Annotated in this window: 12 protein-coding genes; 7 read left to right on the top strand and 5 right to left on the bottom strand. The window is 49.1% G+C overall.

The features are described 5' to 3' along the window. Window positions 1-65: 65 nt before the first annotated feature. The 6 genes from DXT99_RS14980 to DXT99_RS14955 all read left to right on the top strand — a co-directional run bounded on the left by DXT99_RS14980 (window position 66) and on the right by DXT99_RS14955 (window position 4,031). Window positions 66-338, top strand: coding sequence for a 4a-hydroxytetrahydrobiopterin dehydratase (locus tag DXT99_RS14980; RefSeq protein ID WP_262511365.1), 273 nt, complete (start codon window positions 66-68; stop codon window positions 336-338). A 259-nt stretch (window positions 339-597) separates the two neighbouring features. After that, window positions 598-1,308: a 16S rRNA (cytidine(1402)-2'-O)-methyltransferase gene (gene rsmI / locus DXT99_RS14975; protein WP_115566380.1), complete on the top strand. Its 711-nt coding sequence runs from the start codon at window positions 598-600 to the stop codon at window positions 1,306-1,308. Window position 1,309: 1 nt separating this feature from the next. Next, entirely contained in the window at window positions 1,310-2,542 is a 1,233-nt protein-coding gene (locus DXT99_RS14970) for an Lnb N-terminal periplasmic domain-containing protein (protein ID WP_115566379.1), read from the top strand. Beyond that, window positions 2,539-3,342, top strand: a complete 804-nt coding sequence (locus DXT99_RS14965; RefSeq protein ID WP_115566378.1) for an inositol monophosphatase family protein — start codon at window positions 2,539-2,541, stop codon at window positions 3,340-3,342. Before DXT99_RS14970 ends, DXT99_RS14965 begins: the two co-directional genes overlap by 4 nt. A 31-nt stretch (window positions 3,343-3,373) precedes the next feature. Further along, the gene (locus tag DXT99_RS27560; protein WP_115566377.1) at window positions 3,374-3,559 is read left to right on the top strand and encodes a FeoB-associated Cys-rich membrane protein; all 186 of its coding nucleotides are present in this window, start codon (window positions 3,374-3,376) and stop codon (window positions 3,557-3,559) included. A gap of 133 nt (window positions 3,560-3,692) precedes the next feature. Beyond that, window positions 3,693-4,031 carry a hypothetical protein gene (locus DXT99_RS14955; protein ID WP_115566376.1) on the top strand — a complete coding sequence of 113 codons (339 nt, stop codon included), beginning with the start codon at window positions 3,693-3,695 and terminating at the stop codon, window positions 4,029-4,031. Window positions 4,032-4,122: 91 nt separating this feature from the next. On the opposite strand, the gene DXT99_RS14950 is transcribed toward DXT99_RS14955, so the two are convergent. The 5 genes from DXT99_RS14950 to DXT99_RS14930 form a co-directional block, all read right to left on the bottom strand. After that, entirely contained in the window at window positions 4,123-5,055 is a 933-nt protein-coding gene (locus DXT99_RS14950) for a mechanosensitive ion channel family protein (RefSeq protein ID WP_115566375.1), read from the bottom strand. A gap of 37 nt (window positions 5,056-5,092) precedes the next feature. Beyond that, window positions 5,093-6,115: an SPASM domain-containing protein gene (locus DXT99_RS14945; protein ID WP_115566374.1), complete on the bottom strand. Its 1,023-nt coding sequence runs from the start codon at window positions 6,113-6,115 to the stop codon at window positions 5,093-5,095. A gap of 121 nt (window positions 6,116-6,236) precedes the next feature. Beyond that, on the bottom strand, window positions 6,237-7,421 hold the full coding sequence (locus tag DXT99_RS14940; RefSeq protein WP_115566373.1) for a baeRF3 domain-containing protein: 1,185 nt from the start codon (window positions 7,419-7,421) through the stop codon (window positions 6,237-6,239). Between the two features lie 287 nt (window positions 7,422-7,708). Beyond that, entirely contained in the window at window positions 7,709-9,088 is a 1,380-nt protein-coding gene (radA, locus tag DXT99_RS14935; RefSeq protein WP_115566372.1) for a DNA repair protein RadA, read from the bottom strand. A gap of 148 nt (window positions 9,089-9,236) precedes the next feature. Continuing rightward, complete coding sequence (locus tag DXT99_RS14930; protein ID WP_115566371.1) at window positions 9,237-12,149, bottom strand: CHASE domain-containing protein; 2,913 nt, start codon at window positions 12,147-12,149, stop codon at window positions 9,237-9,239. A gap of 249 nt (window positions 12,150-12,398) precedes the next feature. On the opposite strand from DXT99_RS14930, the gene DXT99_RS14925 reads away from it, so the two are divergent. Continuing rightward, entirely contained in the window at window positions 12,399-12,881 is a 483-nt protein-coding gene (locus tag DXT99_RS14925; RefSeq protein WP_115566370.1) for an Mpo1 family 2-hydroxy fatty acid dioxygenase, read from the top strand. Window positions 12,882-12,893: the final 12 nt, after the last annotated feature.

The following is a 12,893-nucleotide window of genomic DNA, read 5'->3' as shown; positions in this document are numbered from 1 at the left end:
TACGCCTGTACCTCCGGCTTGTTTCTGTAACAGGCACAGAACTGCGGCAGCGGAAGGTGCGGCGAATCAGAAAACAACTTAACATAAAAACTATGTGGCAGGAAGAAGACAACAAATTAAAGAGTAGCCTTACGTTCAAAGACTTTGAACAGGCGATGGCTTTCATGAATGAAGTAGCAGCAGTGGCTCATGAAATGGACCACCACCCGTGGTGGAGCAACGTGTACAACAAAGTGAACATAGAACTCACCACTCACGATGCCGGCAACACCGTCACCATCCGCGACCACAAACTGGCAAAGCGGATTGAGGAAATTTATGAAAAGTTTAGGAGTTAGAGAGTTTTTCGAAGTTAAAAAGTTAGAGGGTTAGAAAGTTAAAAATTTGTAGCGGAGGGGTATACCTTCAGTGTAGAGACGAAATTACCCGCTTTATATAGCGCTTCTAATACTGCCAAGCCTTGCCGACCTACCTATAAATTTATAATCGATTTTTTTCAACTCTCTAACTTTCTAACTCCCAAACTCTCTAACTCCTGACAACTTTCTAACCCTCTAACTTTTTAACTTTCTAACTTACATAAGTTATCTTTACCCCATGCAGGAACAAGAAAAGACGAACCTATACCTGGTGCCGACGCCCATCGGCAATTTAGAGGATATAACGCTGCGTGCCATACGGATACTGAAGGAGGTGGATGTGATTCTGGCGGAGGACACCCGCACCAGCGGAAAACTGCTGCAGCACCTGGGCATAGACAAGCGCATGCACAGCCACCACCTGCACAATGAGCACAAGGCCACGGCCCACCTGGTAGACCGCCTGAAGGCAGGGGAGGTGATGGCGCTGATTTCGGATGCAGGCACGCCGGGCATTTCTGACCCGGGCTTTTACCTGGTGCGCGAGTGCCTGAAACACGACATCAAAATAGAGTGCCTGCCCGGCGCCACTGCCTTTGTGCCTGCCATCGTTAAGTCTGGCTTCAGCACCGATAGGTTTACCTTTGAGGGTTTCCTGCCCGTAAAGAAAGGCCGCCAGACACGCCTGCAGAGCCTGGCAGAGGAGGAGCGCACCATGATTTTCTACGAATCGCCGCACCGCCTGCTGAAGACGCTGACACAGTTTGGGGAGTATTTTGGGGGAGAGCGCCTGGCTTCTGTTTCACGTGAAATCACGAAAATGTTTGAGGAGACCATTAACGGAACTTTGGACGAGCTCATTCAGGTTTTCACTACTAAAGCCATTAAAGGAGAGTTTGTGATAGTGGTATCAGGTGCCACAAAAGGCAGCAAATCCGACAAAGAATAACATGAGAAAATACATCAAGCAATTAGGACTGGTCCTGGCCTTCTGCCTGCTCTCTTTTCAGGGATGGGCGCAGTTTGAGGATATCCAGCTTTCGCCACAGGCTAAAATCAGCCTGATTACCTGCTCCAGCGGCCCGGAACTCTACGCTATTTTTGGCCACAGCGCGGTGCGGGTGAACGACCCCGTGAACGGGTTCGACATTGTTTTTAACTACGGCACCTTCGATTTCAATGAGCCGAACTTCTACCTCAAGTTTGCCAGGGGCAAGCTGAATTATAAGCTCTCCATTGCTTACTTCCGGGATTTCGTGTACAGCTACACCATGGACAACCGCTCGGTGTATGAGCAGGAAATGAACTTTACGGAAGAGCAGAAGCAGCAGTATTGGGGTTTTCTAACGAACAACTACCTGCCTGCTAACCGCTTTTACCTTTACGACTTCTTTTTCGATAACTGCGCCACCCGCATCCGCGATGGTGTAGAGGCTACCTTCCCGAACCAAATCAGGTTCAACATCAGCCATTTTGATGAGGACATGAGCTTCCGGAACCTGATTGACCTGTACCTGCCACCGCAGCCCTGGGGAGACCTTGGGATTGACTTTTCTCTGGGCGCCAGGATAGATAGAGAAGCAACGCCATATGAGTATATGTTCCTGCCAGATTATCTGGCCAAGGGTTTTGCTAACGCTACGATAACAGAAAACGGACAGACACAGCCGCTGGTAGGGGAGATGCAGGTACTTTTTGAGCGGGAGCCCATTCCTATGTCCCGTGGTATATTTACACCTACGCTGGTCTTTTGGCTGTTCTTTGCCGTTGTGCTGGCCCTTACGGTAGTAGACTGGATGAAGCGCCGCCGCAGCCGTGTGTTCGATATGGTATTTTTCTTTATAATCGGTTTAATGGGCATTATAATGCTCCTGCTCTGGTTTGCAACAGATCATCAGGCAACAGCTTACAACTTTAACCTGCTTTGGGCTATCCCCACACATATAGTGGTGGCTTTCTTCCTTGGCCACAACAAGCTGCAGGACTGGGTAAGCAAATATATGCTGGCTACGGCCATTGTGGCGGGTGTGCTGCTGCTGTTCTGGCCCTGGTGGCCACAAATGCTTCATACAGCCTTTATACCGGTCACCCTGGCCCTCGGCCTGAGAGCTGCGTATACCGTATGGTTCTCTAATAAGATTAAAAAGGAAACCTTTACTCCAAAAGTAGAAAAAGCAATATGAACCTGAGCCAACTATCACAGAACCTGAATATCATTGCCCGCAGCGTAGGTGCTTTTATCCGGCAGGAAGCCGAGACTTTCGACACCTCCACCATTGAGATGAAAGGCTTCAACGACCTGGTGTCTTACGTGGATAAGCAGGCGGAAGTGCAATTGGTGGAGGGGCTTCGGGAACTGTTGCCGGAGGCGGGTTTTATTACCGAAGAAGGCACCGACAGCACAAAAGGTGAACGTTACAATTGGGTGATTGACCCCTTGGACGGCACCACCAACTTTACCCACAGCCTCCCGATATACTGCGTGAGCGTGGGCCTGCTGGACGGAGACGAAGTGGTAGTAGGCGTAGTGTATGATCCAAGCCGCGATGAGTGCTTTTCAGCCTATAAAGGCGGCGGCGCTTTCTGCAACGCTAATCCCATAAAAGTGTCTGAGGCTCCTGCTTTAGGAAATGCCCTTATCGCTACAGGCTTCCCTTATTATGATTTTGGTCTGATGCAACAGTACCTGCAGGTGCTGGGGGGCTTTATGGCTAAATCGCATGGCATACGCAGGTTAGGCTCTGCCGCCCTGGACCTGGCCTATGTAGCGGCTGGCCGCTGCGAGGGTTTCTTTGAATACAACCTGAATGCATGGGATGTAGCAGGCGGTAGCATTATTGTGCAGGAGGCAGGTGGCAGGCTAAGCAAGTTTACTTCTGATGGCGATTATGTATTTGGCCGGGAGATTGTGGCAAGCAATGGCAACATTCACTCTGAGATGCAGGAAATCATTCAAGAGCACTGGAAGCAAACCGCAGAGTAAACTTTTTATACCAACAAATAGTTATTAGGGCATGGTACAGGAACTGATCATACTCCTCGTTTTTATAGCAGCCGCTTTTTATATGGGCCGCCTGGTGTATCAAAGCTTTGTTGCTAAAAGCGGCTGCGCCAAAGGTTGTGGTAGCGCCTGCTCCTCCATTGACTTTAAAAAGATTCAGCAGGATCTGGATAGGAAAGCTGCAACCGCCAAACATTAAGAGCTGCTCATATATCAATAAATAAGTATTATAGCCGCTCCCTCACGACATTTTTCTCTCTTTATCTGTATCCTATGTTCTTTTTTGCGTATAGTTTATATACGAACTCAGAACAATATTAAAGCGAAATACTATGTCAGATAAAGTAGAAGAAAGGTCCATGGTAAATGTTACGAACCGTTTGTTCAAAGACGGTTACAAAACAGATTTTAAGGTAACCGATGAAGGAAAGCTTACTACCATGGATAGTAAGGAAACATTCGGACCAGACCAGGTGCGTATAGTAGACCATTACCGTTTTGAGGGACAAAGTAACCCGGACGATATGTCTATTCTTTACGCACTGGAAACGACCAGCGGCCTGAAAGGCACTATTTCTAACTCTTACGGCCCTTATGCCGATGAAAATGTAGACACGTTTCTGAAGCAGGTAGAGGATTTAGGTAAGAACCTCGATAAAGACGACAAATAACCAGGATTAACAGCTAAACAGAAAGGGCCGGTATTGTGATACCGGCCCTTTCTGTTTAGCTGTTAATTTTTATATAAAGCAGCAGCCAAGGTTACTGCCCATTGTTACCTAAGCGCTTTCCTTCTTTGATAGAGGCAGTTATAGCGTCCAGCTGCTCGTTCAGTTTTTCGCCACCTTTTATACCAAAGTCCAGCGTACGGATTGGGAATGGAATCAGGATGTCGTTTTCGTCAAAGGCTTTCTTGATGCGGATAATGGCATCACTCTTGGCTCCAACATAGTCTACCTGGCGGCTGTATGTTACCCAAAAGCGGGCCTTGAAGTTGATAGAGCTATCTCCGAACTCATCATACATTACTTCGATATTGCGTGTTTTTACACGGTTTTTCACGTCCTCCAGCGCTTCTATTACTACCTGCTGCACGCGCTCCAGGTCTTCGGCATAGGAAATACCCACTTCCAGGTCTATACGGCGGGTACCATAAACAGAGAAGTTTGTAAGCGGGTTCTCGAATACCATTTTGTTCGGAAGCCTTACCAACTCTCCCGTCACCTGCCGGATATCGATGGTGCGGAGGGAGATGCGCTCAATGGTGCCAAAGTAGTCGTTCGTTTCGATGTTATCGCCTACGCCAAACGGTTTTTGCACGGCTATAATTACACCAGAAATAAAGTTAGCCGCAATATCCTGAAAGGCGAAACCGAGGGCCAAACCGATGATACCGACACCCGCCAGCAGGGAAATAACGACCTTATCGAGGTTCAGCACGGTAAGCACAAAGAAGAACCCTATCAGCAACATGCCGATGTACAGGAGTGTTAAAACAAGGTTGTTAAGGGCTGCGCTATGTGAAAACCTTCTGATAACCCTCTCAAGCGACCTTCTTACAAAGCCAGCTAGATAAAAAGTAAGGATCAGCAGCACGAGCGCCACAAACAGGTTCGGAAGCATTAGTACAATGTCCGCACCCCAACCCTCAAGCTTCCCCCAAAGCAGTTCCACTGCTTCATTCAGGTCATTCATATAGTTATTCAAGTTGATTCCTATTTAAGTTCGATGGTTATGCCCATACTTTGGTGCCTTCTGTACAGTTGCGGCACATTTCTATGTTGGCCCTGGAGCCCAACAGTTGTTGCCTGAATTGGCTGTATGCCGGCCCGCGCCACACTGTATCAAAATTGTCTTTTTTTAAATCTCCCATTCTGTACTCGGCATCTTTATCAAAACAACAGGGCACTGTTAAACCGTCCCAGGTAATAACGCAGGAGTGCCACATTTTCCAGCAGTGGTTCAGCAGCTTGTTCTTGATAGTAAAGCTGCCGTCGCCGTTATTCTTGTACCTCGAGTAATAGTCAATGGTCGGGATGAGCGGGGAGCCTTGCTGATAGTCATAAATCTGCGCTGTTTTAAACGCCACCTCATTTACCTCCAATTCCCGTGCCAGTTGTTTTACGTCTTCCAACTGATGCTCGTTTGGCCGCACAACTAAAAACTGAAACATGATGTGCGGTGTTTTCGATTTCAACGCTTTTTTCCATTTCACCACATTTCGCGTTCCTTGCAGCACCTTCTCCAGTTTACCGCCAACACGGTAGGCGGCGTAGGTCTCCTGGGTAGTACCGTCTATTGACACAATGAGACGGTCTAAGCCCGACGCCACTGTTTCACGGGCCGTCTCATCGTCCAGGAAATGTGCGTTGGTGGAGGTAGCAGTATAGATGCCTCTGTCTGAGGCATACTTTACCAGGCCCAGAAAGTTCTTATGCAGATAAGGCTCTCCCTGAAAGTAGAAAATGAGGTAGAGCAGGCGTTGGTGCAGTTGGTCTATGGTTTGTTTAAAGAGCTCGTCCTGCAGCATGCCGGTAGGGCGGGAGAAGGAGCGCAGGCCGCTGGGGCATTCCGGGCAGCGCAGGTTGCAGGAGGTGGTAGGCTCCAGCGAAATACTCAGCGGATAGCCCCAATGCCTTGCTTTGCCTGTTACTTTAGACAAGATATAGCTGCTCACCACCTGCAGGGCATTCACAGCCCGCAGCAGCGTTAGTTTTGATAAAAAATTTAACCCGTCGGTCAGGTGCAGCGTCATGCAAAGTAGGCTAAGGGAGCAAAAGAAAGTATCAGCTCCTTTTGCTGAATAAAAAAGGGCAGCCACACTGGCTGCCCTCTAAGTTATGGTTTCTGGCGCGAATGGCCAAAAATATGACTTCTTAGTATCGGAACAGGGCTTTTACGTTTACACGTCCGTCTGTTGCTTCCTGCAAGCCATTGTAGCTGCTAACGTACACTGTACCTCCCTGTGCTATTGTCTTGATAGCCGCCAGATTAACAAGGTCGTCATCTCCACGCTGGTACTCCTCATGCACCTCAGCTGTTGCTTTTACGGAATCGTAAGTACCCCATACAGGCTCACTTGGCGCAATAAACAAGGTATCTATGCGGCCATGTACTGCCTCAGCAGCCACGGTGGCAATGTCTTCAGACGTAGAACCTGTCCCTGCCACGTTCTGGTAGCGTGTAAGTGCTTCTGAATGACCCTTCTGCATCAGTGGTTTCATTACAGCCAGTGCTCTTTCGTGTATCGAGTGCATATCACCGCCGCCCTCGTTCACGTTGATGTTCTGCTCCACAATGTGCTTATACTTGCTGATATTGCGGTAAATACTGCAATAGTGGTCTACTCCGGCCAACACCAGCGGCTCTGTGGCATCGTGCAGAATCTCCTGCAGGTTGTTATCTATATCCAGCATAAACTCACGTACGCGGTCATGCTGCTGGTCAGATTGTGAAAAACCCTGTGCATTAACCAGAATATTTGATCCGTTGGTGGTGGTTCTGCTGTGGTTAAAGTCCTGGTCGTTTCCTTTCACGTCGAATTTCAATGATTCGTTCATAGACTCCGGCACAAACGAACTGATATCAATCTGCCTGATATTGTCTATCGTCGCCTCATAGAAAGCAACTTTCTCGCGGTATAGCCACAGGATAAAGAAGCGGCCGTTCTGGCTCAGGACAGGCAGCATGGGTGTAAAGTAAAACTGATCAAGTACAAACACCTCATTTGGCATAGATACCGGCAACTCATAATGTGTTGAAAAGCCTTTCGTGATAAACACAGCCAAGCCTTCGCCCTGGTGACGCCAGAAACCATTCTCGTTCAAAAGAGCTTCTGCAGGCTTTATATACTCTGCTATCTCTGCGTCTGGTACATCATGTTTTTCCAAAAGCTCTTTTGCCTTCCGTATCTGGTTTTTAAAGGCAAGGCTGTCCTGTCCATTCAGTGTTTCTTTGCCGGCGCGGTGAGTGGGTAAGTAGAAGGAGAGGCACAGAGCATTCCCATTGTTGCTTTGCACATTTATCAACTTCTCAATATCTTTTTTATTTATTAATGCCATATGCTTTGTTGTTATAGTTGTTTTTCATAGTTCAAAACTGTCTCCGGTATACACCGGTAGGTAGGTTTTAAGTACGCAGCAAAACAAACAACGGTTATTGCCCTCTTTACTATTGACATAGCACCCACACTGCTCTGGAGTATAAAAAAAGCCCGATACCAGGAAGATATCGGGCTTGAGTACAGGTACAACAGTATGGAGGAACAACCAATGAGGCAGCTGACACAACTCATTGCAGTATCCTGCTCTTCTTTACCTCTGTGGAAAGATGGGATATAAAAATCTGCTTACCCGAACAAGTTGCTGAACACCTCCTCTAACCTGCCAAAGGCATGTATGTTGATAGAGAACTTGCTGAAGTCAAGCCCTTTCTTGTTGTATTTAGAGATATAGATATCTGTAAACCCAAGCTTTTCAGCCTCACTGATGCGGTTCTCGACCCGGTTTACGGCACGCACCTCGCCACCAAGGCCCACTTCGGCGGCAAAGGCCGCTGTGCTCGGAATGGCCATATCTTCGAAAGAGGAAAGGATGGAGGCGCACACGGCCAGGTCAAGGGCAGGGTCTTCTACTTTTAAGCCCCCGGCAATATTCAGGAACACGTCCTGCGCCCCTAAACGGTAGCCACCGCGCTTCTCCAGCACCGCCAGCAGCATGTTCAGGCGCTTGGCATCGTAACCGGTGCTGGTGCGCTGTGGGGTACCGTAGGTAGCTGGCGTTACCAGGCTTTGCACCTCTATCAGCAGCGGGCGGTTGCCCTCCAAGGTAGCTCCGATGGCAATGCCACTAAAGGCATCCTCGCGCTGCGAGATCAGGATTTCGGACGGGTTGCTTACCTCCCGCAGGCCTGTGCCCAGCATTTCATAAATACCCAGCTCAGAGGTAGAGCCGAAGCGGTTTTTAGTGGTGCGCAGGATGCGGTAGGTCATATGGCGGTCGCCTTCAAACTGCAGCACTGTGTCTACCATGTGCTCCAGTATCTTCGGGCCGGCCAGGTTGCCCTCTTTGGTAATGTGGCCGATCAGGAAAACAGGGGTGCCGCTCTCTTTGGCAAACTTCAGCAGTTCGGCTGTGCACTCGCGCACCTGGCTCACGCTACCCGCGCCTGATTCTATGAAAGAGGAGTGGAGGGTCTGGATGGAGTCGATGATAAGCACCTGCGGCCGCACCATTTCTATCTGCTTAAAGATGTTCTGCGTACCTGTTTCCGTAAGGATAAAGCAATCGGAGGTTTGGGCAGTGAGGCGCTCGGCGCGCATCTTAATCTGCTGCTCGCTTTCCTCTCCACTCACATACAGCACTTTCATACCGCGCAGGCTCAGGGCAATCTGCAGCATCAGCGTACTTTTACCAATGCCGGGTTCGCCCCCGATCAGCACCATGGAGCCCGGCACAATGCCGCCTCCCAATACACGGTTCAGTTCCTGGTCCTGCGTAACCACGCGCTGCTGCTCCTGAAAGCTTATATCCGCAATGGGTTTCGGTTTATTGGAGACTTGGGCGGTGCTGCTGCCTACTTTCCAGGCTGTAGTCGGGGTTACCTCCTCGCGCTGCACCACTTCTTCTACATAGGTATTCCATTCGCCACAGGCCGGGCACTTTCCAATCCACTTGGCGGACTGGGCGCCACAGCTCTGGCAGAAATAGGATGTTTTTATTTTAGCCATTAAATGTCGTTAGTTGTGTTTCGTTGCTCGTTATTTGGATAGGTTCATCCATCAATCAGAACAAAATAAGAGGCAGAAGGATTACTTGTTTCCGCCAAAGTTCAGATTAAAAACGGCTTTTAATGTGTAATATCAGCTCTTTTGACTCTTATACTACTTCAGCTACAGATGCCTGCTTAAAATACACTTTAAAGGTAGTGCCCTTGCCTACCTCACTCTCTACTTTAATGAAGCCGCCATTATTTTCTATGATGCGCTTCACGATGTACAGACCAATACCGGTACCCTCCACATGGCTGTGCAGGCGCTTGAACATAGTGAAGAGCTTATGCTGCTGCTCCTTCTTTATACCCAGCCCGTTATCCTTCACCTCCAGCACAATATACCCGGCCTGCTGGTAGGTAGTAATGCGCACCTCAGGTGCCCGCTCAGGCGACTTATACTTGATGGCGTTAGAAACTAAGTTGTAGATAATGCTGCGTAGGTTTTTCCGGGCGTATAGGATGTTCTTCACCTCCAGGTCGGTGCTGATGGTGGCGTCAGCCTCTTTGATCAGTTTATCTATATCAGTGGTAATGTCCTGCAACATGTTCTCAAAAGAAAGTGGCTCCACCTCCGACTGTAGCTCTTTCTGCACTTTTGTAATTTCTGTCAGGTCAGCAATGGTGCCTTTCAGTTTGTTTACAGCCTGCTGCAGCATGTCCAGCACCTGCATGTCTTCGTGCTTGAGGTTGCCCTGCAGGATGTCGCGCAGCAGCGTGGCCAGGCCTTCCATGTTGGCGATAGGCGATTTCAGGTCGTGAGAGGCGGTGTACACAAAGTTATCGAGGTCGTTGTTAATGCGCTGCAGTTCTGTGTTCTTCTCGCTCAGCTCCTCATTGGTAATGATGAGTTCTTTGCGGGCCTTCACCAGTTCCGTTACCTCTACTGCAAATACCAGCACGGCCTCCACCTGTCCGTTGCCATCTATCAATGGCTGATACACTAGATTAAAGTAGCCGCGCTCCAACTGCCCGTTGTTATAGCGGTCGAAGGTGGCAACTGTTTCATTTCCCACAAAAGGCTCACCTGTTTCCACCACCCGCTCGAGGCGTTGGAAAAACCCGTGTCCTTCTTCTTTGGTGTGGGCATCGTAAATAGTTTTACCTACAAGCGGGCGGTTGCCATACAAGCGGCGGTATTGTGGATTGGCCAGCACATATTTAAAGTCTTGGGCCCGCACCAGGCCCACCACCGCTGGCACCTCTAAGAACAGCTTCTGCAACAGTTCCGCATTCTGCTTCACCTTGCGCTCTGCTTCCTTTATCTCTGTGATATCGATAATAGAGCCAATGTGACCCAAAAACTCCCCGTTCACCCCGAAGCGAGGCATAGCTGTATTTATTACCCAACGCAGCTTTCCGTCGTGGCGGCGCATGCGCATTTCCATTTTAAATGAACCTGACGCTGCAGCGGCCTTTTCAAACACTTCAGCATACTCCGGCATATGCTCCGGCTCCAGCACCTCGCGCCAGCCCATGCTAATGCTTTCTTCAAACGAGAACCCTGTAAAGTCAATCCACTGTTTGTTTACATACACGTACTCTCCCCGGGGGTTACCTACCCATATCATCACAGGCGCGTTATCGGCCATGGTTCTGAATCGCGCCTCGCTCTCTATGATCGCCTCCTTTGCGCGTTTCTCTTCTGTTATGTCACGTACTTCGATAATAGCATAGGTTCCGGAGCCTCTTTCTTTAATAGGTTGCACCGCACACGACACGTTAATAAAGCTCCCGTCTCTATGGATAAATACGTCTTCGTAAGCGCGCATTGGCTCTGTTATAGCCAATGCTGTGCGGACCCTGCATTCCTCTACAGCAAAAGCAGAACCATCCGGATGCAAGTAGTGCACCATTTCGTGCAGGGTTTTTCCCTCCATCTCCTCTAAAGTATACCCTGTCATCTCTTCAGCAGCCGGGTTCATAAAGGTACAATAACCTTTGGCATCGATGATAAAGAGGGCTGCCGTGGCGTTGTCCGTAATGGTCTGTTTCAGGCGGTTGGACCGTCGGGTGTTGGAGAGGGACCAGATGATAAAGCCCATCAGCAAGCTGATAATTACGCCTCCCGCCAGAATGTAATACGGCAGTTCTGATTCAGCAGTCCTTTCGGGCTCTGCTGTAATGAAGAGGCGCCAGGTATGGTTCCCGATACTGATGGTGCCTGGATAAGTGAGGGTTCTGTTGTTGGTGTGATAGTACAAAGTGGAATCTGTGCTGTAAAGCAGCGACTCCTTTGCAAAGCTGGTGCCATCGTACACCTCGACATCGATGTCGTCAAATTGCTGCCCCAGAATGGAAGTTATCAGGTCTTTGGCCCGGAAAGGACTGTATACAAACCCTCTAATCAGGTTCTGGCGGTCTTTAATGGAGGTAGGGTCGGCGTTATTCCTGTACAAGGGCAGGTAGATCAGGAAACCTGCCTGCTCATCTTCTCCGTCTTCCTGCACCAGGCGCACCTTCCCCGACAAGGCCGGTTGCTTTGTGTCGCGGGCAATACGCATGGCTGACTGCCGCGTAGGCTCGCTGGACATATCAAACCCAAAGGCACGCAGATTCCGGCCGGTAAAGGGCTCTATATAAGTGATGGGAGTGTATTCCGTCCGCTTTCCCTCAGGATGAACGCTGAACCCGCTGAAGCCTTCAGCGCGAATGCGCTGCTCATAAGCGGCCAGTTCTGAAGGCCTGACAGCGTGGGTGTAGCCGAGCGCCTGAAAACCCGGGTAGTTCTCCTCCAGGTTCAGTGAGTTATAGTATTTACGCCAGGCACTGCGCTCTATTGTATCAGAAGCAACAAGGAGCGCTTTCGCTCCAGTCAGTACCTGAATGTAGTCGTTCATGCGCTTCTCAACAGCTGCAATAGCCTGATCTGCATGCAGCTCAAACAGCCTCTTACTTCGTTCGTCTGCTTTATCCTTCGTTTCTGAATAGACAAAAAGCGTGAGCAGGAATATGAGCAGAAAAGAGAATACAGCTATATAATGATGTTTTAAAAATCGGGCCAGTCTGGCTAATTCCATGTGTTATGGCTTAATGCTACATCTTGCCGGCAAAAGCGAAAGGTGCTTTTGCGCTGTTCATTTCCCCCGCAAGCAGTTCTACCTTTCTCAAATGTACAAAAAAAGTCATCAATACCTCATAGATGCGGAGGCGCAGAAAATTCATACTCAAGCAGCGTTGTCTTATTGTAAAAACAAGGTAAAATAAGTACATTCCATCTATGGATAAACCTCTACAAAAACAACTCTAAACCTTTCAATATCACATATATGAGAACAATGCAGCAATGGTTTGATGAATATGGCCAGAGCCATCAGAACCACACCAACAAACTCATCCACTGGATCTGCGTTCCGCTGATATTTTTCAGTGTTATTGGCTTACTGGCCAGTATCCCAAGCGGAGCCTTAAAGGAGCTATTCCCGCCCCAGGTGCAACCTTTTGTGCATTTTGGCACTGTTGTCGTGTTGCTGGGCCTGCTGTTTTACCTGCGCCTGTCTTTTTCGATGTTTCTGGGGATGGGCCTGGTATGCGCCGTGGTGCTGTGGGCAGTACATGCGGTGGAGGCGGCATTTGAGACACCGCTCTGGCTCATTTGCCTGGTGGTGTTCATCCTTGCCTGGATTGGGCAGTTCTACGGGCACAAGGTAGAGGGCAAAAAACCTTCTTTCCTGAAAGACCTGCAGTTCCTGTTGATAGGCCCGGCCTGGTTACTTGGCTTTATTTATCGGAAATTGGGGATACCGTATTAACTTTGCGGGACT

This window comes from Pontibacter diazotrophicus (assembly GCF_003367245.1).
Lineage (GTDB): Bacteria > Bacteroidota > Bacteroidia > Cytophagales > Hymenobacteraceae > Pontibacter > Pontibacter diazotrophicus.
This window is presented reverse-complemented; position numbering and strand designations above follow the sequence as displayed.